Genomic DNA, 22,624 nt, shown 5'->3' on the forward strand with positions numbered 1-22,624 from the left:
CACACAGTAACAGGAGAGAATCTGCAATGAAAACGATGCGCAAACCGTTGCTGACAACGCTGATGCTCATGCTGGGGCTTATGCTGCTTTCCGGATGTGCGGCACAGCAGCCCCGCGAACCGTGGATGATAAATGACATCGTTGATGTGGAGTACGTGGCGCAGTACGTCAAGGTACCCCATCCCGAAAATGTCATGATCATCGATTCGCGCCCGTACGAGGCAAAGTTCGTCAAAGGATACATTCCCACTGCCGTCAGCATTCCCGACACGCAGTTTGAAAAACATGCCGACAGGCTGCCGGCCGATAAAAATGCTCTGCTTATTTTCTACTGCGGCGGCTGGCAGTGCAAGCTCTCGCACAAATCCGCCCGTAAAGCCATGGATATGGGCTACACCAATGTAAAGGTGTTTGCCGCCGGATACCCCGCATGGCTGGAAAGCGGCCGCGTACCGGCGCTGGGGCTTGAAGCGCTGCACGACATGCTTGCTTCCGGCGCGGACTATATGCTCATAGATTCCCGCCCCGTGCAGAAGTATCTCGAAGGCACCATCCCTTCGGCCATATCTGTGCCGGACAGCAGGTTTGACGCCAAGAAGGGACTGCTGCCCGCCGATAAAAACACGCCGCTCATATTCTTCTGCGGCGGACTCAAGTGTCCCCTCAGCCACAAGTCGGCGGCCAAGGCGCAGGCACTGGGCTACACCAGCGTGTGGATAGCCGAAGAAGGCGAACCCGGCTGGAAAGCCCTTTACGGCGGCGGACAGGCCGTAGCCGTCCAGTCCGGCGGAGAAGAAGGCTCCATCGACGCGGAGCAGTTTAAAACCATCATGGCGGAGTCTCCCGGCAGCATCATGGTGGTGGATGTGCGCGACCCGGACGAGTTCAATGCGGGCCATATGAAAGGAGCCGTCAACATCCCTGTGGACAGGCTTGAAAAAGAAATAGCCGCCCTGCCCGCAGATAAGCCCGTGGTCTTTGTATGCGCCACAGGCGCCCGCAGCGGCGAAGCCTACTACATGACCCGCGACCTGCGGCCGGAAATAAAAGACGTCTTCTATCTTGAAGCCGAAACCACCTATCATAAGGATGGCAGCTTCGACATAACGGTACCCTAACCTCATGCCGCGCGGCGGGAATGCATTCCCGCCGCGCGCACCGTGCCGGAGGCAGCATGTCCGTAATCCGGTCTTTCCCCTTCTGCCGCACATCCATGCGCCGCAGTCCGCACAACGTCCTTGCACCGGCATATGTGCTGCTGGCCCTGTGCTGCCTGCACATGTCCGCCGCGGCACAACCGCCGGTGCCGCCTCAGCAGCCCGCATTATCCGCTCATGCTCCCGGCGCAGCACCGGAAAACAACACCACCCGCACCGAACCTCACTGGCACAAAACCATGCGCCTGCAGGCCGCCGAACACGGCTACAGACTGCTTGATCTGGACGCCGTGGACTCGCTGCCCGAAAACACACTGCTGCTGGATGTGCGCCCCGATTACGAATTTGCCGCAGGACATGTACCCGGTGCGGTCAACATGGAATTCGACCCCGGCGACACGGATTCGCTTTCCGCGGAAAAAACCCTGCAGCTTCAGCAGACGCTGGGGCCGGACAAAGAACGCATGGTTGTCATCTACTGCCGCAGCTTCCGCTGCCTGCGCAGCGGGGCGGCGGCAAAGGCCGCTGCGCGTCTGGGCTACACCAATGTATGGCGTGTGGTGGAAGGATACTTCGGCTGGCTGGAGCAGCACCGGCCCGACCACAGCGGCAGAGCGGACGGCTGTTCGGACAGGCGCACGACACAGGCCCGCACCCTGCCCGACCACGGTCTGGCCATACTGGGCGGTGATGCGGACCGGCGTATTCTGGGATTGCCCGCCGGAGCACATACGGTACGGCTGGAAGAGATTCCCTGCGATGTGCTGGTGGTTCTGTTTTTCAACACACACTGCACGCAGTGCCGCGAGCAGATGCAGCAACTGGAACATCTGGCCCGTACCGTGAACAGCCGTGCGGCAACACAAAGCCACCGGGCGGTGGCCTTTGCAGGTATCGGCGTGCGGGAATCAAAACGTACTCTGGCAAGACTGCGCCGCAAACAGGTGCACGCTGTCCCGCTTTTCGCCGACCCCGATGCCTCGCTGTTTGCCGCTTCGGGCTTTGCGGGCATACCCGGCGCATGGGTCATAGGCCCCGCCGGCGGCAAAGCAACGGACAGCCCGCAGACAGGCGGCAGAGCGGTGCTGCTTTCCGTGGCAGGGGACATTGCGCAAAATCCGGAGTTCCGGAGTCTGATTTTCAGGATGACGAACGTACCCGCATGGGGTATAAGCGGGCCTCACACGCAGGAAGCGGCTGCCGCTGCAGAAAAGCCGCGGTAGAATGCAGGACAGTTACTGCACCCGCAGCGATGCCACCAGATTAAGCACGGCCAGCAGCACCTGTGCAGCCGCGGCATACACCCCCGTGGTATCGGCTCTGCACACGGCAAGACGCAGACGGCGTGTCCACGGCAGCAGCACACCGGCGGCGAAATCGGCCGCCGCATCCTGTGCTGCCGTATCTGCCTCGTTCCATGCGCGCGAAAGCAGATAGTACAGGTATTCCAGCTCAATGCACAGGTGGTCGGGCGGTTCGTTGGCAGAAACAGCCCGCTCCAGCCCGGCGGCCTGCAGGCGTTTCTGCATGGCCAGAGCCGCAGCCCCCATCATGCGCGGTTCCACGCCGTCCGCCGGGTCGGGATACAGAGATTCATAAGGCAGTGCGGGGGCGCCGGCTTTATCATTGATGAACAGGCGGACATGTTCCGCCTGCAGGGCATCGCAGAATGCCGCGGCATCAGAACTGCCGTCTGCGGCGGGCAGGCGGGCTTGCAGAGCGGCAAGGGCATCAGTAAGGTGGGCCGCCTGTGCGGGCAGTGTGCCGAACCTTCCGGAAAGGTTTTCACGGCACAGTTCAGCGCAGCGTTGCGAATCCAGCCCCCTGAACAGGGCATCGGCCAGCTCCAACGCATCCAATACGGACTGCCGGAACGCGGCATTCTCAGCGGGGTACGGACTCATGCGGCAACCTCCTGAAAAAAATAAAGACACCGTGTGCACTGACAGTACGTCAGCTGCGCACGAGGGGCAACAGATTACCGGGGCACAGAAAATGGAAGAAATCAATACCGAGCAGGAACAGATAAAAAAGAACGTCATCCAGCGCATGAAGCGCGTGGAAGGACAGATACGCGGCATACAGCGCATGATTGAAGAAGGTAAAGAATGCGAAGACATTCTGGTGCAGGTGCGCGCCGCGCGCTCGGCGCTGCAGTCGGCCAGCCGTCTGATACTCAAACGCTATCTGCTCAAATGCCATATCGATTCGCTGCGCAACAGCGACGATCCCACCGAACCGCTTGATAAAGTCATCGACGTGCTTTCCCACTATGTGGAAAGCTAGCTGCCGGTACTGTATCTGCAACGCGGCCTGCCTTTGCGGGCCGCGTTTTTTTATGCCCCGCACAGGACACAGCAAAAAAAAAGCCCCCGCAAGCGGGGGCCTGTATCCGGCGGCACGGCAGACAAAACAGCTGCCTGCCGGTGCTACTGCTTCCAGGAAGCAACAAGTTCGGGGTACTTTTTCATAAAGCGTCTGGCGTTTTCCAGCGGAGTGCCGCCTTCCTGATTCCAGGCCATCAGCTCCTGCAGCTGCTCGGGCGTGTCATAGCGGAAGCTATCCAGAAACGCGTAGACTTCAGGCTTGTCGGACTTGAGACCGGCACGCACAACGGTATTGATGTGTTCAGCCTCGCCCAGAACACCCTTGGGGTCTTCAAGGTATCTCAACTTCCACTTGCCGAACATCCAGTGAGGAGACCACGCGGTGACCACAACCCACTTGTCGCGGCGGATGGCATCACTCAGCGCGGCGGTCATGGTGGCACCGCTGCCTTCCACCAGTTCCATTTTATCCAGCCCGTAAGCGTCCATGACTTCTTCAGAGAGCTTCATCAGGCCGGCACCGGGATCAATGCCGATGATTTTACCGTCAAATTTGTCGGCGTTGGCGTTCAGTTCGGCTATGGACTGCACGGTGACATATTCGGGAACAGCCCAGCCCAGGCGGGCGCCGCCCACTATGGTGCCCAGGTCTTCAACCTTGTTGCCTACCTTTTTCAGATAATCGCCGTGGGTTACCGGCAGCCATGCGGTAACCATGCCGTCCATGTCGCCCGTAGAAACAGCCATCCACATGGCAGCAGCACCCACAGGGGTGATCTCCACCTCGTATCCCATGTCTTCCAGCGCGGCTTTGGCCAGATTGGTGCTGGCTGTGGCGCAGTCCCATTCCACATAAGCAAGATTGACCTTGCCCTTGGAAGCCGCCCACGCGGGGGTGGCAACAACAAGACTGAGCATGAGAGCAAAAAGAATTTTCTTCATGTGTTCCTCCGGAATTACATTCTTACGGAAACAGAATACCCTGCCGGCATCCTGATGAAAGGCCGGACACCACTGCGGAATCCGGCCCGCACCTGCGGCTAGCGTCTGGCTGAGCGCGAGCCGATTTTCTGCAGCAGCCGGTCAAGGCAGATGGCAACGATGACAATGCCGATACCGGCTTCAAAACCGCGGCCCATCTCAAGGCGCTGAATGGCTTTCCATACTTCGCCGCCAAGACCCTTTGCACCGATCATGGCTGCAATGACCACCATGGACAGCGCCAGCATGACAGTCTGGTTGACACCCGCCATGATGGTGGGCGCCGCCAGAGGCAGTTCGAGCTTGCGCAGCCGCTGCCAGCGGTTGGTGCCGAAAGCTTCGGCGCACTCCACCAGCTCTACCGGAACCTGCCGGATACCAAGGCAGGTAAGCCTGATGACCGGCGGCATGGCGAACACCACAGTGGAAAAAATGGCCGCAACCTTGCCCAGCCCGAAAAACGGAATGGCGGGAATAAGATAAACAAAGGCGGGCATGGTCTGCATTACATCGAGTACCGGCATGATAGCACGGTACGCCACTTTATTGATAGCGGCAAAAACACCCAGCGGCAGACCGATAAGCACCGCAAGCAGCGTGGCCACAAGCACCAGAGCAATGGTGCTGACCGTGGCGGGCCACAGCCCCATGTTATACACAAGTCCCAGCCCCAGCAGGGCAAAAAGCCCCAGTCCTCTGCTGCCGGTGCCGCGCCAGGTCAGCAGGGCGACGGCAGGAATGAACAGCCACCACGGTATGAAGGCAAGACCGTGTTCCAGCACGGAAAGAGCGGCATCGGTAACCGCGGAAAACGCACGGGTTGCGCCGGAGCAGTGCACGACCAGAAAATCAATGACGCTTTCAAGCGTAGCGCCAACGGGAATGCGATAATCAATCATTACTGGTCACCTCCTCTTTCAGCCAGCGCACCCAGCAGAAGGCCGCGCACAATGACACCTTTCATGCGGTTTTTCTCGTCCACAACAGGCAGTGCATGGGGCAGTCCTGCCATCAGCGGAATAAGCTCAGCGGCGGGAGTGTCCACATTCACTGTCTGAATATCGCGACGCATGATGCTGTCTATGTCCCGTCTGTTTTCTTTTATAAGTGCGGAAACATCGTCAGCCGTGACAATGCCCAGCACACGATGCTCGCGGTCGAGAACAAAAAGGCTGGCTATGGCTGCGGCGCGCATTTTGCGCAGCGCTGTGCGCGGGCCGTCCACGCCCAGCACGGCCACGGCCTCGGAGCGCTTCATCACGGCACCGGCCGTCAGCACGCGTGAAATGTCCACAGATTCGACAAAACGGGCCACATAATCATCGGCCGGAGAGGTGAGAATATCTTCGGGAGTGCCTTCCTGCACCACGGCGCCGTCACGCATAAGCACAATGCGGTCGCCGATGCGCAGCGCCTCGTCCAGATCATGGCTGATGAAAACAATGGTCTTGTGCATTTCTTCCTGCAGGCGCAGCAACTCGTCCTGCATGTCCCGCCGGATAAGCGGATCAAGGGCGCTGAACGCTTCGTCCATCAGCAGAATATCGGGGTCCAGAGCCAGCGCACGGGCCAGCCCCACGCGCTGCTGCATGCCGCCGGAAAGCTGTGCCGGGCGGCTGGAAGCCCATTCCGCCAGTCCCACGCGTTCCAGCTGCTCCATGGCGCGGCGGGTACGTTCCGCCTGACTCACGCCCATGACCTCCAGCCCGTATTCAGCGTTCTGCAGCACCGTACGGTGCGGAAAAAGTGCAAAATTCTGGAACACCATGCCCATCTTGCGCTGACGGAAGTCGCGCAGTTCTCTGATGTCCATGGCGGTTACGTCTTCACCATCCACCAGCACCGTGCCGGCGGTGGGATCAATAAGTCTGTTGATGCAGCGTACCAGCGTTGATTTGCCGCTGCCGGAAAGCCCCATCACCACCACAACCTCGCCCTGATCCACTTCAAACGAGGCACGGTTGACCCCAACGGCAAGACGGGTGCGGCGCTGGATTTCTTCTTTGCCAAGTCCCTGTTCGAGCAGCGGCAGAGCACGCTGCGGGTCGGAACCGAACACCTTTGTCAGATTTTCAATACGGATTTTAGCCATCAACCCTCCTGGATAAGGAAAGGATAAAAGCCGGCCGCACACCTGTACGCCGGAGAACACGGTGTTCACCGGCAGCGGTTGTGTGTGGTCGTCTTCTTCGGAGGATACGGAGCGCGTGCGGCAAAAACCGCAAACGAGCTCTGGCAAGGATGACGCGGGAAACCCGCCGGTAATGCGGGGCAGGTCGTCTTCCGGGCGGCCCAATTGCCGAAACGTCGGCAATTATCGGCAGCACTGGCCGGTTACAGGCGACAGCCTTGAAATACGGTATATGCGGATGCGGACATGCTGCCGGCAAAACACATGCCGGCAAAAAAACAGTATGAAAATATGCTGCTGCACATTTTCACACGCTCATGGACACCTGAATGAATATCTCATTCAGGCACAGCATCTGTATCCTCCGAAACTTTCGCTACAGTGTTATATACTAGATTGTCTACCGGTGCATTTACGATGACATCATCAAGACAGCACCAGTTCCGATATTGACAATATTACATATCATAATGAGAATGTCCACCCTCTGTTTTTTCCGCACTGAATCATGGCTTATTATAATCATCGTCAGTCCGCTGTGATTGTGCATGAATAGCGGGTTGCGGCACATTCCGGAACCGCGTTGCGCCAGCCCGGCAGACACCGCCCCGCCGTGTTGTGCAGGCCCGTTGTGCTATGTTATATCGTCTTATTGTTGCTGCCTGTTTCCATGTTTTTTTCCCAAAGGAGTTTACCCCATGACTCTGACCCGACGCTCTGCGTTTTTTCATCTGCCTGTGTTCACAGCCGTCATCCTGTGTATGGTAATGCTTGCCGGCTGTGCCGAAGAACCGCAGGAACAGGGGCCGCCCCCTGTCAAGCCGGTAAAGGTGCTTACAGTGGGCAGTAAAGACAAAGGGGTCAGGCGGGTGTTTCCCGGCAAGGTTGTTGCCGGTGAAAAGGTGGAGCTCGGCTTCAGAGTGGCCGGACAGCTGACCCGCTTTCCCGTCAAGGAAAGCCAGCATGTGGAACAGGGCCAGACCGTGGCCGAACTGGACAAAAGCGACTTCATCACCAAAGTGCGCAACATAGAATCGCAGCTGGGAGGGGCCAGAGCATCGCTCAATGAGGCCACGCTCAACTTTAAGCGCATGGAAACGCTGCTCGGACAGGACACCATATCAAAGGCGGACTACGACAAGGCACGGGCCTCGATGGACAATGCCAACGCCAAGGTGCTTTCGCTGACCCAGCAGCTCAAGCAGGCCACGCAGGATCTGGAATACACAACGCTGCGGGCGCCTTTTTCCGGCGTCATCGCCAAAAAATACGTAAAGAATTACGAGCTGGTGCAGGCCCAGCAACCCGTTCTGAAGCTCGAAAACACCGACCGGCTTGATGTGGAGGTGGAAGTCCCCGAATTTGTCATTGCCCAGTTGCGGCATCAGGACAGAAAAAACATGCCTGCGCCTGTCGCCCGCTTTTCTGCCTTTCCTGGGCGGTCTTTCGAGCTGAGCCTTAAAGAATACCAGACATCTGCCAATCCGCAGACCCAGACCTATACCGTCACACTGACCATGCAGAGCCCCGACGACATACGGCTGCTGCCGGGCATGACCGCCGACGTGGAGGGCACCCTGCCCTTCGGCGGCGACATCGATGCCACATCGCTGCCGGTTGCCGCCGTGGTGGGCGGCGAAGACGACCGCTCCTACATATGGGTGCTGGACAAAGAAAGCATGACAGTATCACGCCGCGCCGTGGTTACGGGGGCCATACATGAAAACAAGGTGGCCATCACTCAGGGCCTTGAACCCGGCATGACGGTTGTAGCCGCCGGAGCAAACTATCTGCACGAAGGACAGAAAGTACGCATCCTCAACGGCAAGATCGGGGGCGGGCAATGAACATTGCGGAATTCTGCATCGGCAAGCGCACGGTAAGTCTTGTACTTACGCTGGCGCTGACCGTGGGCGGCATACTGGCCTATATGAAGATGGGCAGGCTGGAAGACCCTGCATTCACCATCAAGGATGCGCAGGTAATCACCACCTATCCGGGAGCCCTGCCCGCCGAGGTTGCGGAAGAAGTGACCGACGAGCTGGAAAGCGCCATCCAGCAGCTGGGGCAGCTCAAGCGCATCGAATCGGTATCCATGCCGGGCATGTCCATCATCACCGTGCGCATAAAAGACAAATACGGCCCCGAGCTGCTGCCGCAGGTGTGGGACGAACTGCGCCGCAAAGTCAACGACGCCAGAGCCAAACTGCCTCCCGGTGCGGGCGACCCGCTGGTGGTGGACGACTACGGCGACGTCTACGGTATTTTTCTGGCTGTGACGGCTGACGGTTTTTCCTACAAGGAACTTAACGACTATACGGATTTTCTGCGCAAGGAACTGCTCATGGTTCCCGACGTGGCCAAGGTCACACTGTGGGGCACTCAGCAGGAAGCCATATATGTGGAAATCTCGCGCGCACGCATGCGCAGCATGGGGGTTTCTCTCAATACCGTGTACGACGCGCTGAAGGAAAACAACCTTGTGGTCGATTCGGGCCACGTGCGCGCGGGCCCCGATTACGTACGCATTCATCCCACCGGCGAAATCCGTTCCGTGGAAGAGCTGGGCAATCTGTTCATCAACGACCCCGCCGCCCCGCGGCTGGTGTATCTGAAAGACATAGCCACCATACGGCGCGACTATGTGCAGCCGCCCACAACCATCATGCGCCACAACGGCAGAATGGCTGTGGCCGTGGGCATTTCGCTGGCTCCCGGCGGCAACATAGTCACACTGGGCGAACGCGTGGACAAGCGCCTTGCAGAACTGGACGGCGTGACCCCCGTGGGCATCAACATCGACAAAATATATTTCCAGCCGGACTATGTGACCAAGGCGGTGAACAACTTTGCCGTCAGCCTGCTGGAAGCCATTGCCATCGTCATCGGCGTGCTGATGATTTTCATGGGGCTGCGCAGCGGCATTCTCATCGGCGCCATTCTGCTCATCACCGTCTGCGGGTCGTTCATTTTCATGAAGATGATGGACATCGAACTGCAGCGCATATCGTTGGGGGCGCTTATTATCGCGCTGGGCATGCTGGTGGATAACGCCATCGTGGTCACCGAAGGAATGCTGATACGCATCCAGAAAGGAGACAACCGGCTGGAAGCGGCGCGCGACGTGGTAAAGCAGAACATCTGGCCGCTGCTGGGCGCCACCGTCATCGCCATCATGGCATTTTCGGCTATCGGCCTTTCAGAAGACAATACCGGAGAATACTGCGGCTCACTTTTCTGGGTGCTGCTCATCTCCCTCATGCTCAGCTGGGTCACAGCCATCACCATCACGCCGCTGTTCTGCGAAATGTTTCTCAAAGGCGGTGAAGACACTGCGAAAGATCCCTACGGGGGCATCATCTTCCGCAGCTACCGCGCCCTGCTGGACAAATGCCTCCATTACCGCTGGTTCACCGTCGGCACCATGGTTGTGCTGCTGGGGTTGTCCGTGGCCGGTTTCGGCCTGCTGGAACAGAGCTTTTTCCCGCCTTCAACCCAGCCGCAGTTTCTGCTCGACTACTGGAAGCCTGAAGGAACCGACATACGCACCACCAGTGCAGACATGCACCTGATGGAAGAAGCCCTGAAAAAAGACGACCGGGTGGCTTTTACCAGCAGCTTTGTGGGCGGCGGTGCCCCGCGTTTCATGCTTGTTTATGCACCGGAAAAAAAATACTCCAACTACGGGCAGATAATCGTCACCGTCAAAGATTACCGGCAGATTGATTCCATAATAGCAGATTACCGCCCCGAACTGGAGGAGCGGTTCCCCGCGGCGTTCTTTAAATTCAAGAAAATCCGTCTGGGCCCCGGCAGAGACGACCCCATCGAAGTGCGTTTCAGCGGGCCCGACCCCGAAGTTCTGCGACGGCTTTCGGTACAGGCGCAGGAACTGATACGCGCCAACCCCAATGCCCGCGGCATACGCGACAACTGGCGCCAGAAAGTCAAGCAGGTTGTCCCCGTGGTCAACGATGCCTCCGCCCGCAGGGCAGGCATCACACGTCCGGACATCGCCACCGCGCTGCGCACCGCATCATCCGGCACCACTGTGGGTATCTACCGCGAAGATGACACGCTTATTCCCATCATCGCGCGGCCGCCGGCGGACGAAATGAACGACGCATCGCGGCTTGCCGACGTGCAGGCGTGGAGCCCCACCGCCAAAGCCATGATTCCCGTGGGGCAGCTTGTCTCTTCGTTTGAAACCCGCATGGTCGACAACATCAGACAGTCACGCTTCCGCAAGCCGACCATCACGGTGGCGTGCGAGCAGGTTTCCGGCCAGCCCAGTGCACTGTTCAAAGAACTGCGGCCGGTGCTGGAATCCATGCCGCTGCCCCGCGGATACACACTGGAATGGGGCGGCGAGTATGAAGACAGCCGCGACGCACAGGCCGCGCTGTTCAGTTCCATACCGCCCACGCTGGCCATGATGGTGCTTATCACCGTCATGCTGTTCAACGCGCTGCGCCAGCCGCTTATCATCTGGCTTACCGTGCCGCTGGCTTTCATCGGCGTCACATGGGGGCTGCTGGCCGCCGGACAGCCATTCGGCTTCATGGCCCTGCTCGGATTCCTGAGCCTTTCCGGAATGCTCATTAAAAACGCCATCGTGCTGCTGGACGAAATAGACACCCAGATACGGTCCGGCAAAGACAGGTACCATGCCATTCTGGACTCTTCGGTCAGTCGTATGCGGCCGGTTCTCATGGCTGCCAGCACCACCGTGCTGGGCATGCTGCCGCTGCTTACCGATGCGTTTTTTGTGGCCATGGCGGTGACAATCATGGCAGGTCTCACCTTTGCCTCCATTCTCACCCTCATCGTAGTGCCGGTGCTGTACTCCATCTTCTTCCGCATCAGGGCGGCGTAACCGTACCCCGAACACCACTGCAGAGGCGGGCCTTACGGTCCGCCTTTTTTTGCCTTCCCAACGATGAGAGACTTTTTTTACACAGCGTATTGACCGGACAACCAGCCGGCGCTAATAGTTGCATCTGCAACAATCATTTTTTACGTCACCATGCCGCATATCATTCCGCACAAAGCAAAACCCCGGCCACTCTTACGCAGACCCCGACAACGCGCGGTTGCCCGACCGGCACAGGCCTGCCCCTGCGCCGAAGCCCCGCTGTACCGCAGCCGCAGAACCAGCATAGGCAGGGCCATCGCACTGGTTGCCCGCAAAATGAGAATGCGCCTCACAGAAACGCTGGCACAGCTGGATCTGGGAGCAGGACAATATCCTTTTGTCATCGCGCTGCTGCGCTACGGCGACTGTTCTCAGGAACAGCTGGCAGAGCTGACCGCCATGGACAAAAGTACCGCAGCGCGGGCACTGAAGGCGCTGGAACAGAAGGGTTTCATCACCCGGAAACCGGCCTGCGACAACAGGCGCATGAACATTGTGCACGCCACGTCAAAAGCGGCACGGCTGGAACACGAGATACACAGGCGTCTCAACGCCGTAAACAGCGAGCTGGCCGCCGGTCTTTCGGCCCGAGAACGCCGCCTGCTGCTGCGTCTGCTGCATATTCTGGAAGACAACACGCAGGCGTTCTCCACTCTGTAACCATCTACCCCTGCAGGCCCCATGCCCGATTTCATCCTTATACTGCTTCTGGCGGCTTTTCCCGCCCTGTCCACAGACATGTACCTTCCTGCCATCCCGACGCTGTGCACGCTGTGGAACATTCCGCTGGCTCAGGCCAACCTTTCTCTGGTGGTCTTTTTTGTCACGTTCAGCAGCTTTCTGCTTATCCACGGTCCGCTTTCCGACAGGTTCGGCAGGCGCCCCGTGCTGCTGTGGGGCATTCTGCTGTTCATTGCGGGCAGCCTGTTGTGCGCCGCATCGCAGTCCATAACCACGCTGGTGGCCGCCCGTGCGGTTCAGGCCGTGGGGGCCGCCGCGGCATCGGCACTCAGCTTTGCGCTGGCCAAAGACATGTACACCGGTGAGCAACGCAAAAAGTTGCTGGCGTACATCGGTGTCATTGTTCCGCTGTGTCCCATGGCTGCCCCCACCATCGGGGCGTTCATGCTGCAGCATGTTTCGTGGCGGGGCATCTTTGTGCTGCAGGGAGCGCTTGCCCTTTTTGCCCTGTACGGGGCATTCCGCCTGCGCGAACCGTTGACCAGCAAAGCAAGCGGAGGAGCGGCCGCGGCGCTTAAACGCTATGTCACCTTGTTCAGCAACGCGCCTTTCATGGTGTACGCGGTGGCCTTTGCCCTTCCCGGGCTGGCGTTTTTCGCCTTCATCGCCGGTTCTTCAAATATTTACATCAGCGGGTTCGGCAGTTCCGAGCAGCAATACGGCCTGTATTTCGCTTTCAACGCCTTCTCACTCATGCTCGGTTCTTTTCTCTGCTCACGGTTATGCGTCGGGCTTGCTTCACGCACCATACTGTTTGTCTCGTTCGTCGGCATGCTGCTTTCTGTGCTGGCCATGTTTGTCTTCGGAAACGAAACCCCGGTCAGCTTTGCGGTGACCATGTTCTGCTACACCATGTTTCTGGGCATGAGCCGCCCCATCAGCAATCATATGATTCTGGAACAGGTGGACCGCAACGCCGGCGCCGCCGCCTCGCTGGTCACGTTCTTCTTTTTTCTGTGCGGCGCCGTGGCCATGGAAACCATTTCGCTGCAATGGGACTCCAAACCCTTTGTCATTGCCGTGCTGGGCGGTGCCGGCACCGTCGCTGCACTGGGCGTCACACTGATGCTGCGCGGTCGCAGTGCCGAAAAACCTGCCACCTCCTGATACGGCAGTTCAGCTGCTCCGTTCATCCTGCAACACAAAGGCTGCCCCGGAACAACGTCCCGGAGCAGCCTTTTATTCATACCCGCAGCGGCGCCGCGGCAAAATCACCCAGCAGGGGTAAGCACAACATCAGCTATGACAGGTCTGTGATCGGAATCCACATCCGGCCCCACGCGGAACCAGCGGGCCTCGGCCCCGTTGCCGGCCAGCACTCTGTCTACAGCCAGCATGACCGGCAGCCCCCGCAGACTTTCAAAAAACGTCCACCCGTAACCGGTAAGCAGTACGGATGCATCGCTCATATCACTCCAGTATCTGCGAAAAATATAACTCTCGCGCGGCAGGTTGAAGTCACCCGCCACAATGACCGGCAGGACTGCCCGGTCCACCATGGCGCGGGCAAGCATTGAGGCCTCTTCACGCGCCCCTGTCTGCGCTTCAAGCATACCGGCTTTTTCCGGATTGATCAGTTTGCGCCTGTCCAGCAGATGCTGCAGTCCGTAGCGCGGGCTGGGCAGGTGCACGGCAAAAAAAGCCACCGGCCCCGCGGGAGTACGGATAACCGCCGGCAGCACCGTCTGCCGTTTCCACTTGTGCCCGGCCCTGTGCAGTTTCAGCGCTTCCCCCACCTGCAGCGGAAAACGCGAATACACGGCAATCTGACCGTCACGCTTCCCCTGCCAGCCTTCCGGCAGAGTAAGCCTGCGGTCCCCGATGTACTCCTGCACTGCCACCACATCCACATCGTACTCACGCACTACCCGCGACAGAGCTTCAAAATCAGCTTCTCCGACCCGCAGGTTGCAGGAAAGCACCCTGATACGCGCGCCTGACGGCACATCATTCTGTTCCTGCGCCACCTGAAATCCCATGACGGGACCGGCCAGCACCACGGCAGCAAAGCCCAGCGGAATCAAAAGCAGCCGGTGACGCAACACCGCCCACGGAAGCAGAACAAGCAGAGGCAGCCCCAGCATCCAGCGGGGACCGAACAGTAAAAGCGAAACAGGCCACCATCTGTCGGCAGCACCGTACAGCAACGCCCATGCCCCGCAGAGGCCGATACAATACATAAGGGTCAGCAGGGCCGGCAGGCCGGATGTTCTCTTCATGGTTTTCATCTACTGAAATTGTTGATCAAAAGTACAAAAAAGCAGGGCGTGCATGCGGAAACACGCTGCACCGGATGCAGGACACGCGCACCAGCCCGAAGCAAAAACAGCGCGAAACCGGCACCATATGCCGGTGAGAGTCCCCCCGCAAGTCCGCAACTTCAGGTAAAGCTGCAGCATGATGCCGCTGCCCCAGACAAATCCTGCCCCTGACAAACTCTGTCCCAGAAAAATCCTGTCTCAGACAAATCCTGCCCCAGACACCTGCGTGCCCCTGCCGCCTGCGGCCGTACTGTGCATTCCCGGCCGTCATATTTTTCCTGCTCCGGCCGGAGGTATCTGACAGATATGGCGGATATGGCGGATAAGGCGGGCCGGAGGGATATGGCGGGCCGGATGCCCCCCACAGGCATGTACAAGGCGCCTGCAGCCGGTACTACGCGGGCCGCTTAATGCACACTGCTCTACAGCTGCCTGATTATCCGCGCCGGATTGCCTGCCACCACCACATTGTCCGGCACGTCTCTGGTTACTACCGCGCCCGCGGCGACAACGGCGTTGCGGCCCACCTGCACACCGGGACAGATGACAGCTGCCCCGCCTATCCACGCATTGTCCCCCACGCTGATGGCAAGCCCCAGCTCCGGCCCTTCAAGCCGCTTGGCAGCATCTGCGGGGTGCGTTGCAGTATACAGCGACACAGACGGGCCGAACATGACATTGTCGCCGATGTGAACCGGTGCGGGATCCAGAATGATACAATTATAATTCATGAAGACATTGCAGCCTACGGTAATATTGAACCCGTAATCGCAATGAAACGGCGGCATAATCTGCAGACCTCCCCCGCTACCGCCCAACAGCTGCGCCAGCACACCGGCCGCATCCGCGGCATTGTCAGGATGCGCATGATTAAACGAGTGCAGCAGCCTGCGGCACGCCAGCCTCAGCGCTGTCAGCTCCGCGTCGCCGGCATTATACAACTGCCCCGCGATCATTTTTTCCTTTTCAGTCACATCCACCTCCGTCCGGCATCAATCCGGCCTCCAGCCACTGTCACTCTGATATACACACAAGGAAGAGCTGGAAATAACCACATGATATTCGGGCATATCGCAGTTTGCATGCAGCAGAACCGTTACAACAAAAAATGCAGGTGCCTGCTTGACAGCTTTCATTATCGATAATATATAATATCAAAACACAAAGGACACGACCATGAAAACGGTACAGGTAAAAAGGGAATCGCTCAAGGAGCAGGTCAGACGGATTTTACACGACAAAATAATCTCCGGTGAACTTGTACCCGGTGAACGCCTGAAAATAGTACCTATTTCCGAGGCTCTGCAGGTAAGTCAGGCACCGGTGCGCGAAGCCATTCAATGCCTGATAACCAGCGGCCATCTGGAGCATATCCCCAATGTCGGTGTTCGGGTACGCCAGTTTTCCACCGAAGAGGTGCGCGAGATATACGAAGTCAGGCAGGCCGTCGAAGTGGGAGCGCTGAAAAAGCTGCGTATGCTGCCGCAGGAGCTGGCAACCGCACTGACGCCTTTGCAGCAGAGCATGGAACAGGCATGTGCTGCCGGTGATTTTGACGGATACATCCGGTACAACAACCTCTTTCACAGGCAACTGGTTAAAGCGGCAAACAACAACCGCATGCTGCAGGTCTGGGATTCGCTGCATCTGCCGCAATACATGAAGCACACCCTCACCACCATGGGGGTGACGCTGGAAAAGGCCCTGCCACTGCATCCGCCCGTTATTGAAGCGCTGCGCCGTAACGAATTGCAGCAGGCGGTGGACGCGCTGGAACATCATTATCACGAACTGGCCTGACGCATACAAGATGTGCAGCGGGATTGCGACACAAGCACTTCACGTATTATCGATAATATAAAATATAAAACACAGGAACCGCCATGAAAATCTGCATCATCGCCCATATCGAAGCACGGGAATCATGCGCCGCCGCCCTGCAGAAAGAGCTGGAAATGCTGGCCGGCAGCTCGCAGACAGAAGAAGGCTGTCTGGTGTACCGGCTGCACAGCAGTACGGAAAACGCCGGACTTTTCTTCATGTACGAAGAGTGGCAGAGCCGCGACCATCTTGACCGGCACGAAGCCGCACCTTCCTTCCGTAACTTTCTTGCGGCAACACGCCCGCTTATCCGCCATATCCGCATTCATTCCATGAACCCTGTAAATTTCTGAAGGTACAGACCATGCTTAAAAAAGAAATCCTTGACGCATTCAGGTTTCGCCACGCCTGCAAAGAGTTTGACGAAGCCCGCACCATATCTGCAGAAGACTTCGATTTCCTTATGGAAACAGCCCGTCTTTCGCCCAGTTCCTTCGGCTTTGAGCCATGGCACTTTCTGGTGGTGCAAGACATGGCCGTTCGCGAAAAGTTCATTCCGTGCAGCTGGGGCGCCCGGAGACAATTGCCCACCGCAAGCCATGTGGTCTTCACTCTTGTCAAAAAGCCCTACTTCATGCGCTACGACAGCACCTACATCCAGACATTCATGAAAGACATCCAGAAGTTGCCTCCGGAGACAGCTGAAGTAAAAGGGGAATTTTTTAAAACGTTTCAGGAAAAAGACTTCAACCTGCTGGAGTCTGAACGCGCCCTTGCCGACTGGGCGGCACATCAGACGTATATCCCGCTGGCCAACATGATGACTGCCGCGGCGCTGATAGGCATAGACAGCTGCCCCATAGAAGGGTTCGACCGCGAACAGTTCGATGCGGTTCTTGCCGCAGAGCTGAACATAGATCTGCAGAAATACACCATCGGGCATATATGCGCCTTCGGCTACCGCAAACATGAGCCGCGCCCCAAGACACGCCAGCACATCACCGCAGTGACCACATGGATGCCGTCGTATTCCATCCACTCTTGTGTGGCGTGGTCATACAGGTGCCTGCCGCGTATGTAGCTGGCCAGCAGCTCCGCGTCGCCTAGCTCGTTACGCTGGCAATAGTCCAGCATGGTGGCCACGTCGGGCCGCTCAGGTCGCTGGGGTGGCAACTCGGCTTGCCATACGTCCAAACCTTCGGGCGCTTCTTCCCGTTCCGGGTTGAGCTTCTGCCCCTTGTCTTCTGCCTGCGCCGCACGCCAGCAGGCGTTGCGCTCTTCGGCTATCTCCTGCCGCACCTGTTCTGCCAGCGCGGCATAGTCCGGCACGCCCTCTGCGGTCATGGGCATACTGCGCGGCTGGCGCTGTTTCAGCGTGGCAGCAATCAGATCAACCCGCGGCGTAGGCGGCTGCTTTGCGCTTTGTGCCTTGCCGCCTTTGCCCGTGCTCCGCTTTGCCTGTTTACTCTTTGCACTGGCAGTTGCGGCCTTCGCTTTGACGGTCTCACTGCCGGCGTTTTCTAAACCTTGCGCCTTGGCATCTTGGCTGCGGCCCTTTCCTTTTTTGCCACCTGCAGGGCTGCTGCTGTCGGCCTCTTTCTGTGTGGCTCTGTCGTGCTCTGCATCGCGGCCCTGCCTTGCGGCCTCTGCCACTTTCGCGCTGGGCGTGTTCTTTGCCGGTCTGGTCTTGCGCCCGCCCGCGCTGCTGTTTTTCTTTGTGTCGGCGCTGCGGTCGTCATGCTGTTTACTCATGCCGCACCCCCATCTGCCCAAAAGCGGGCAAGGGCGCTGCCACGGCCCCGCACTGGCCGCACTGACTGCACTGGCTGCACTGGCCGCTCTGGCTGCACTGGCCGCTCTGACTGCACTGGCCGCTCTGGCTGCACCATTTTCATTTTTTCAAAAAAAATCAGACCCGACACCCGCAGACAAAACACGCCTGCCACGACCCCTGTTAATTGGGGGCCCCCGGAGGACCCGCGCACGTCAAGACACGCACCGGATGATACTGGCCCATTAATAGAGGTTCCCGTGCCCCCCTTTAAGGGGGAAAGGGGGGGGAAGGGGAACGGGTAGAGGTTCCCGTGCCCAATACAAGAAGGATGCGCCCCGCTCCGCGGGCCGCGCGAGTCGAATCCGAAAAGTGTGGGGAGCTAGTTAATTTGGCACATACGCCAGAGAGGCTTGCGTGTGCTTTTTCTTTAGCTAAAACGGACTATTAGTCGTATTTGACGTGTCGAATCGCGCGCAATGGCATTTGTGAAGAAAATATAAAAAAATGGAAAAAGCTGCGCAACTTTTGGCACAACTTTGGTTAAGAATAATAAAAAAGCAGGCGCTGTTTGGGCACCTGCTTTTTTTATTACCTAAGTGCGGCTCTAACGGGCCTCTCGACACCACCAAATAACGCGACCTATAACGCGAACGTTTTCCGCCAGGTCGCTCCCGCGTGGTATTTTTATATCTTGGTATCTTTTGTTTTTTGAACGGATGACGAGAGTGCCAGGCTCCATATCTAATTGTTTGACCATGATAGTCTCTTCGACGCCGACAGCAAATATGCCGCCGGCGATGACTTGGTTCTTACTCTGATCAATCAATACCATGTCCCCATCGCATATATCCGGCTCCATGCTGTCGCCTGAAACCTCCATCAGCACCATGTCATTCGCATTTCCCTTTGTGCGAATCCAGTCTTTACGAAACGCAAACTTACCGTTGCACTCCGTTTCCACTTCAAAGCTGCCGCCCCCCGCACTGAGACGAGCCTTCAAACGAGGAATCCAAACCGTTTCAACACCTTCCTTTGGTTGTTGGGGACAGCGATTCAGTGCCCTTTCATCAAAGGGCGCCGGCTCGTTGAGCTTCACCAAAGAAAGAGGATCACCAGCTTTCGCAATGCCGGATCGTGCATGCTCTATTGCCGTTCGTTCATGATCATACATAGGGCCGTGCCCTAACAGAAGCCACTCTAAGCGGACTCCAGTTTCTGAACAGATTTTTAGTGCCACATCTGTGTTGGGCAGATTTTCGTCCCGCTCGTAAAATCCAAGGGAACCCTTACTGATCTTGAGTTGCTTGGAGAAGGCATCCTGAGAGGTTGCGCCCCTTGCGGCTCTTATTCTTGAACCTAGCGTTTTCATGGGTAAATGTTCCGCGGATTAAGTCTTACTTTGTACAAAATTGCGCGCTGTGTACTAATTAGCTCTTTTGACTAGAAAAACAGCACGCAAGGCAGAAATCAAACCTTTACCCATTTTTCTGCTTGATATGGACAGTATTTTGACCTAAAAGAAGACATGGGCGGTTGATAAACGGAGATACAAGTTCAACCTCAGTTTACAGCCGCTCCATGCAACGGTCAACGTCCCATTTTTTACTAAATTTTGACGCCAAATGTGACTTTGATGGACGGAGAAATGAAGCAGCTTTCCCTCTTCGACAACGTGGCAAACAGGGTTGCCCTGCTAGACAGGGAAATCAAATCTGCCATGAACGAAGCCTGTAAGCATTTTTGTAGCCGCAACAGGGTTTCGCGTGAGGAGGTTGTTGACCGCATGAACGCACTGGCATTGCAGGCGGGCGTGCGTCTTACCGGTGGAAACGCCAAGCAGCTTTCAGATCAGATTCTGGCAAAGTGGTTATCTCCTTCATCCCCTGAACATATGCCTAGCCATCGTGCATTAGCTGTCTTTTGTGACGTTGTTGGCAGTCTTGAGCCTTTGGCGGTTCAGGCTGCCGTGCATGGTGGCACTGTGATTGATGAGTCGCAGAGGCTGCGTCTGGAGCAGGCGGAAGTTGAAGACCAGATCAAAGCGTTACAGCGTCGTAAAAAACAACTGGAGTCAATTCGATGATTGGGAATGCACATGCGGCAACCGGAGCCGGAATACACCGTCAGCCGTATCGGATCAGAGAATTTCTGGACGCACGCGGATTGTCAATGACTGATGTTGCACGACAGGTCGGGGTTAGCCCTCAGGCTGTTGCGGCAACGGTAAGAGGCAGACGCAATCACCGCAAGGTTCTGAAAGCCTTGCTGGAGATGGGATGCCCTGCAGATGTGCTGAGCTTGCCGGCGGATTTGCAACAGAGGAGCGTGGCATGAGCACCCAAAAGGTAGTCGCCAGTATTTGCCGCAATGGCATTGTCCGGATTGATACAAAGTGTGGTAATGGCGCAATCCCCCTGTGTTATGGGCCTATACCTGCCGTGACAAGTGTTGTGGGATTGCATTGTACCCTCTGCTACGACGGCAAGGGGTATAAATACAGTCCCGTTACGCTGGAGGCTGACGACAACAAAGCGTTGAAGATGGTTGTAGATTTATCCCGCGCAATGGCTGAGGGCGTTGCGTTCTATTCGCATCAGTCCCCGGAGTTTTGGACGGTTGATGGTTCTTAACAGTCAGGGCCGGAACTCACAACGCGAGAGTATTTATGACGATGTACAAGGACGCATACACCACCAAAGAGCTTATAGCTCATCTGAACCTGTCTCAAGCTAAGGGAGTGCTAGCCAAGGCTAAGCGCGAAGGCTGGCAGTCCCGGCCTCGTAAAGGGCGCGGGGGTGGCAACGAGTGGCTGGTGGAATCTATGCCAAAGGCCACTCGTCGGGCCATAGCTGCCGGCCTGCTGCGTATGCAAGACCCTGATTCCGGCAGAGTGCCAGCTGTGCCGGATGCTGCCGGAACCGGGCGCCGGGCGGGCATTGCCTCACGCCTTGGCAATCTTTCGGGCCTCAGCAAACGGCAGCGCGAAGTCGCAACTGCCAGACTGGCCTTTGTGCGTGAAGTTCATCGGCTGATGGGCGTTGTAGGAAAAGAAGCGGCCATACAGAGCCTTGTCAGCGCAGCGGCAGATGGCAGCCTTGCTTTGCATCTGCAACAGCTGGTTTCCGTAGCCAATGACAAGACCGGCAACGGTAAGGCAAAGCGCGGCATTTCACGCCGCAGGCTGTATGCGTGGTGCAGCGATTATGAACGCGGCGGCGAGGAAGCTCTGGCACCTAAGCACCGGCAGCCGGACTATACCGTACCGGACTGGGCACCGCTTTTTTTGAGCTTTTTTCAGCAACCGCAAAAGCCATCTATGGTGCAGGCTCATAAAGACCTGCTTGCCGCGTATGAAAGCGGCAAGCTGACCGGTAAGGCGCCCTCTCTGGATGCAGTGCGCCGCTGGGCCAAAAAAGTGGCACTGCCGGAGCTTTCACGGGGCCGGAAAACGGGCAATGCCCTGCTTTCCATGGCTCCATGCAAGCGGCGTTCAACAACGCATATGCTGCCCACAGATTGCTACACAGCCGACGGAACTACTTTTGATGCAGAGGTGCGCAACCCACTGAACGGCCGACCATTCAAGCCGGAAGTTACCCTGGTGCTGGATGTCGCCACGAGGCGGTGCGTTGGCATTTCGCTGAGCATGTCTGAAAACATGCAGAGCGTACTTGATGCGTTGCGCATGGCGTGCATGTTCGGTGGCATCCCTGCCATGTTTTATGCCGACAACGGCCCCGGTTACGACAATCTGCAACTGTCGACCGAGGGGACGGGCATTCTTACCCGACTGGGTATTGAGCGGGCTGCATCCTTACCCGGTCGCCCGCAGGGCAAAGGGCTGATGGAACGGGCTGTGGGCACCATCTGCGAGCCTGTGGCCAAACGCCTGCCGTCATGCACGCATAGTGACATGGACAAGGACGCAGCGAAGAAGGTGTACAAAATCACCAGAGAAGCCTTGAAGCGTAAGGTGCAGACAGCGTTCTTGCCCAGCTGGGAAGACTTTAAGGAGCTGATGCTTGAACGTGTTGTGGAATATAACGCCACACCGCACCGTGCGCTGCCTAAAATAACAGATGAAACAGGCCGCCGGAGACATATGTCGCCTGACGAGTGCTGGGAACACCACGTGCAAAACGGCTTTGAACCGGTGCGCGTGCCCGAAGATATGAAGGATGAGCTGGAAGACACCTGCGTGCGGCGTGATGATTACAGTTCTATGCGCGCCGAGGTCATGTCCCGGCTGGAGCGCATGGATGCCAAACTTGACCGGTTGATAGAACGCGACGGAGCCAGAAATGCACGATGAGAAGCCTACGGAAGCACGAACACAGGAGCTGATGCTGCTGGAGCGTATGGACGCCAAACTTGATGCACTGGATAAGCGTATGGATGGCATGGACAGGCGTGCGGCCAGTGCCGGGGCAGTGGCAGGGGGTGTTGCCGGCGGTATTACCGGTGCCCTTGTAGCTTCCAGTATCGCCTACATTAAAGCAACACTTGGATGGTAACC

Annotated in this window: 22 protein-coding genes; 15 read left to right on the top strand and 7 right to left on the bottom strand. The window is 57.6% G+C overall.

Going from position 1 to position 22,624, the window contains the following annotated elements; translation table 11 throughout:
* Positions 1 to 26 precede the first annotated feature (26 nt).
* Together H586_RS0106455 and H586_RS19945 are read left to right on the top strand one after the other, a co-directional pair.
* Positions 27 to 1,118 (top strand): rhodanese-like domain-containing protein, encoded by a 1,092-nt coding sequence (locus H586_RS0106455; RefSeq protein WP_011366768.1) that lies wholly within the window; start codon positions 27 to 29, stop codon positions 1,116 to 1,118.
* Between the two features lie 56 nt (positions 1,119 to 1,174).
* Positions 1,175 to 2,380, top strand: coding sequence for a rhodanese-like domain-containing protein (locus H586_RS19945; RefSeq protein WP_051363897.1), 1,206 nt, complete (start codon positions 1,175 to 1,177; stop codon positions 2,378 to 2,380).
* A gap of 12 nt (positions 2,381 to 2,392) precedes the next feature.
* Here H586_RS19945 and H586_RS19950 read toward each other — a convergent pair whose 3' ends face one another.
* Positions 2,393 to 3,061 carry a TorD/DmsD family molecular chaperone gene (locus tag H586_RS19950; protein ID WP_051363898.1) on the bottom strand — a complete coding sequence of 223 codons (669 nt, stop codon included), beginning with the start codon at positions 3,059 to 3,061 and terminating at the stop codon, positions 2,393 to 2,395.
* A gap of 91 nt (positions 3,062 to 3,152) precedes the next feature.
* On the opposite strand from H586_RS19950, the gene H586_RS0106470 reads away from it, so the two are divergent.
* A complete protein-coding gene (locus H586_RS0106470) occupies positions 3,153 to 3,443 on the top strand; it encodes a metal-sensitive transcriptional regulator (RefSeq protein ID WP_011366765.1) in 291 nt (96 codons plus the stop codon).
* A 143-nt stretch (positions 3,444 to 3,586) separates the two neighbouring features.
* On the opposite strand, the gene H586_RS0106475 is transcribed toward H586_RS0106470, so the two are convergent.
* From H586_RS0106475 to H586_RS0106485, 3 genes are all read right to left on the bottom strand, one after another.
* Positions 3,587 to 4,426: a glycine betaine ABC transporter substrate-binding protein gene (locus H586_RS0106475; protein ID WP_027181626.1), complete on the bottom strand. Its 840-nt coding sequence runs from the start codon at positions 4,424 to 4,426 to the stop codon at positions 3,587 to 3,589.
* Between the two features lie 98 nt (positions 4,427 to 4,524).
* On the bottom strand, positions 4,525 to 5,364 hold the full coding sequence (locus H586_RS0106480; RefSeq protein ID WP_011366763.1) for an ABC transporter permease: 840 nt from the start codon (positions 5,362 to 5,364) through the stop codon (positions 4,525 to 4,527).
* A complete protein-coding gene (locus H586_RS0106485; protein WP_011366762.1) occupies positions 5,364 to 6,557 on the bottom strand; it encodes a quaternary amine ABC transporter ATP-binding protein in 1,194 nt (397 codons plus the stop codon). Before H586_RS0106485 ends, H586_RS0106480 begins: the two co-directional genes overlap by 1 nt.
* A gap of 737 nt (positions 6,558 to 7,294) precedes the next feature.
* Here H586_RS0106485 and H586_RS0106495 point away from each other — a divergent pair.
* The 4 genes from H586_RS0106495 (at position 7,295) to H586_RS0106510 (ending at position 13,359) form a co-directional block, all read left to right on the top strand.
* Entirely contained in the window at positions 7,295 to 8,443 is a 1,149-nt protein-coding gene (locus tag H586_RS0106495) for an efflux RND transporter periplasmic adaptor subunit (RefSeq protein ID WP_051363899.1), read from the top strand.
* The gene (locus H586_RS18430) at positions 8,440 to 11,472 is read left to right on the top strand and encodes an efflux RND transporter permease subunit (RefSeq protein WP_034618685.1); all 3,033 of its coding nucleotides are present in this window, start codon (positions 8,440 to 8,442) and stop codon (positions 11,470 to 11,472) included. The genes H586_RS0106495 and H586_RS18430 overlap by 4 nt, the downstream gene beginning before the upstream one ends.
* A gap of 321 nt (positions 11,473 to 11,793) precedes the next feature.
* Complete coding sequence (locus tag H586_RS0106505) at positions 11,794 to 12,171, top strand: MarR family winged helix-turn-helix transcriptional regulator (protein ID WP_162147959.1); 378 nt, start codon at positions 11,794 to 11,796, stop codon at positions 12,169 to 12,171.
* Positions 12,172 to 12,192: 21 nt separating this feature from the next.
* Complete coding sequence (locus tag H586_RS0106510; protein ID WP_027181629.1) at positions 12,193 to 13,359, top strand: Bcr/CflA family efflux MFS transporter; 1,167 nt, start codon at positions 12,193 to 12,195, stop codon at positions 13,357 to 13,359.
* A gap of 104 nt (positions 13,360 to 13,463) precedes the next feature.
* Here the strand turns inward: H586_RS0106510 and H586_RS0106515 are convergent, their stop codons facing one another.
* Entirely contained in the window at positions 13,464 to 14,471 is a 1,008-nt protein-coding gene (locus tag H586_RS0106515; RefSeq protein ID WP_027181630.1) for an endonuclease/exonuclease/phosphatase family protein, read from the bottom strand.
* Positions 14,472 to 14,935: 464 nt separating this feature from the next.
* Positions 14,936 to 15,487, bottom strand: coding sequence for a sugar O-acetyltransferase (locus tag H586_RS0106535; protein WP_027181631.1), 552 nt, complete (start codon positions 15,485 to 15,487; stop codon positions 14,936 to 14,938).
* Between the two features lie 202 nt (positions 15,488 to 15,689).
* Between H586_RS0106535 and H586_RS0106540 the strand changes: the two genes are divergently transcribed.
* From H586_RS0106540 to H586_RS18435, 3 genes are all read left to right on the top strand, one after another.
* The gene (locus H586_RS0106540; protein ID WP_027181632.1) at positions 15,690 to 16,313 is read left to right on the top strand and encodes a GntR family transcriptional regulator; all 624 of its coding nucleotides are present in this window, start codon (positions 15,690 to 15,692) and stop codon (positions 16,311 to 16,313) included.
* Positions 16,314 to 16,396: 83 nt separating this feature from the next.
* On the top strand, positions 16,397 to 16,687 hold the full coding sequence (locus tag H586_RS0106545) for a putative quinol monooxygenase (RefSeq protein ID WP_027181633.1): 291 nt from the start codon (positions 16,397 to 16,399) through the stop codon (positions 16,685 to 16,687).
* 11 nt (positions 16,688 to 16,698) lie between these two features.
* A complete protein-coding gene (locus tag H586_RS18435) occupies positions 16,699 to 17,415 on the top strand; it encodes an NAD(P)H-dependent oxidoreductase (RefSeq protein WP_051363900.1) in 717 nt (238 codons plus the stop codon).
* 1,297 nt (positions 17,416 to 18,712) lie between these two features.
* Here the strand turns inward: H586_RS18435 and H586_RS18440 are convergent.
* Positions 18,713 to 19,477: an XRE family transcriptional regulator gene (locus H586_RS18440; RefSeq protein WP_051363901.1), complete on the bottom strand. Its 765-nt coding sequence runs from the start codon at positions 19,475 to 19,477 to the stop codon at positions 18,713 to 18,715.
* 276 nt (positions 19,478 to 19,753) lie between these two features.
* Here H586_RS18440 and H586_RS0106565 point away from each other — a divergent pair, with 276 nt between their 5' ends.
* Genes H586_RS0106565 through H586_RS0106585 form a run of 5 tightly spaced genes read left to right on the top strand, consistent with a single transcriptional unit; the run spans position 19,754 to position 22,622 of the window.
* Positions 19,754 to 20,191, top strand: a complete 438-nt coding sequence (locus tag H586_RS0106565; RefSeq protein ID WP_027181635.1) for a hypothetical protein — start codon at positions 19,754 to 19,756, stop codon at positions 20,189 to 20,191.
* Positions 20,188 to 20,442: a helix-turn-helix domain-containing protein gene (locus H586_RS21120; protein WP_027181636.1), complete on the top strand. Its 255-nt coding sequence runs from the start codon at positions 20,188 to 20,190 to the stop codon at positions 20,440 to 20,442. Before H586_RS0106565 ends, H586_RS21120 begins: the two co-directional genes overlap by 4 nt.
* A complete protein-coding gene (locus H586_RS0106575; protein ID WP_027181637.1) occupies positions 20,439 to 20,738 on the top strand; it encodes a hypothetical protein in 300 nt (99 codons plus the stop codon). Before H586_RS21120 ends, H586_RS0106575 begins: the two co-directional genes overlap by 4 nt.
* A gap of 35 nt (positions 20,739 to 20,773) precedes the next feature.
* Positions 20,774 to 22,420, top strand: coding sequence for a DNA-binding protein (locus tag H586_RS18445; protein ID WP_081701787.1), 1,647 nt, complete (start codon positions 20,774 to 20,776; stop codon positions 22,418 to 22,420).
* A complete protein-coding gene (locus tag H586_RS0106585) occupies positions 22,410 to 22,622 on the top strand; it encodes a hypothetical protein (RefSeq protein ID WP_027181638.1) in 213 nt (70 codons plus the stop codon). Before H586_RS18445 ends, H586_RS0106585 begins: the two co-directional genes overlap by 11 nt.
* Positions 22,623 to 22,624: the final 2 nt, after the last annotated feature.

The sequence above is a fragment of the Oleidesulfovibrio alaskensis DSM 16109 genome (assembly GCF_000482745.1).
Taxonomy (GTDB): Bacteria; Desulfobacterota; Desulfovibrionia; order Desulfovibrionales; family Desulfovibrionaceae; genus Oleidesulfovibrio; species Oleidesulfovibrio alaskensis.

Coding starts and splice junctions, on each gene's coding strand:
- H586_RS21120 (WP_027181636.1), top strand. CDS start 20,188: ATGATTGGGAATGCACATGCGGCAACCGGAGCCGGAATACACCGTCAG.
- H586_RS0106585 (WP_027181638.1), top strand. CDS start 22,410: ATGCACGATGAGAAGCCTACGGAAGCACGAACACAGGAGCTGATGCTG.
- H586_RS19945 (WP_051363897.1), top strand. CDS start 1,175: ATGTCCGTAATCCGGTCTTTCCCCTTCTGCCGCACATCCATGCGCCGC.
- H586_RS0106455 (WP_011366768.1), top strand. CDS start 27: ATGAAAACGATGCGCAAACCGTTGCTGACAACGCTGATGCTCATGCTG.
- H586_RS0106565 (WP_027181635.1), top strand. CDS start 19,754: ATGAAGCAGCTTTCCCTCTTCGACAACGTGGCAAACAGGGTTGCCCTG.
- H586_RS0106470 (WP_011366765.1), top strand. CDS start 3,153: ATGGAAGAAATCAATACCGAGCAGGAACAGATAAAAAAGAACGTCATC.
- H586_RS19950 (WP_051363898.1), bottom strand. CDS start 3,061: ATGAGTCCGTACCCCGCTGAGAATGCCGCGTTCCGGCAGTCCGTATTG.
- H586_RS0106495 (WP_051363899.1), top strand. CDS start 7,295: ATGACTCTGACCCGACGCTCTGCGTTTTTTCATCTGCCTGTGTTCACA.
- H586_RS0106505 (WP_162147959.1), top strand. CDS start 11,794: ATGCGCCTCACAGAAACGCTGGCACAGCTGGATCTGGGAGCAGGACAA.
- H586_RS18445 (WP_081701787.1), top strand. CDS start 20,774: ATGACGATGTACAAGGACGCATACACCACCAAAGAGCTTATAGCTCAT.
- H586_RS18435 (WP_051363900.1), top strand. CDS start 16,699: ATGCTTAAAAAAGAAATCCTTGACGCATTCAGGTTTCGCCACGCCTGC.
- H586_RS18430 (WP_034618685.1), top strand. CDS start 8,440: ATGAACATTGCGGAATTCTGCATCGGCAAGCGCACGGTAAGTCTTGTA.
- H586_RS0106485 (WP_011366762.1), bottom strand. CDS start 6,557: ATGGCTAAAATCCGTATTGAAAATCTGACAAAGGTGTTCGGTTCCGAC.
- H586_RS0106545 (WP_027181633.1), top strand. CDS start 16,397: ATGAAAATCTGCATCATCGCCCATATCGAAGCACGGGAATCATGCGCC.
- H586_RS0106510 (WP_027181629.1), top strand. CDS start 12,193: ATGCCCGATTTCATCCTTATACTGCTTCTGGCGGCTTTTCCCGCCCTG.
- H586_RS0106575 (WP_027181637.1), top strand. CDS start 20,439: ATGAGCACCCAAAAGGTAGTCGCCAGTATTTGCCGCAATGGCATTGTC.
- H586_RS18440 (WP_051363901.1), bottom strand. CDS start 19,477: ATGAAAACGCTAGGTTCAAGAATAAGAGCCGCAAGGGGCGCAACCTCT.
- H586_RS0106475 (WP_027181626.1), bottom strand. CDS start 4,426: ATGAAGAAAATTCTTTTTGCTCTCATGCTCAGTCTTGTTGTTGCCACC.
- H586_RS0106480 (WP_011366763.1), bottom strand. CDS start 5,364: ATGATTGATTATCGCATTCCCGTTGGCGCTACGCTTGAAAGCGTCATT.
- H586_RS0106540 (WP_027181632.1), top strand. CDS start 15,690: ATGAAAACGGTACAGGTAAAAAGGGAATCGCTCAAGGAGCAGGTCAGA.
- H586_RS0106515 (WP_027181630.1), bottom strand. CDS start 14,471: ATGAAGAGAACATCCGGCCTGCCGGCCCTGCTGACCCTTATGTATTGT.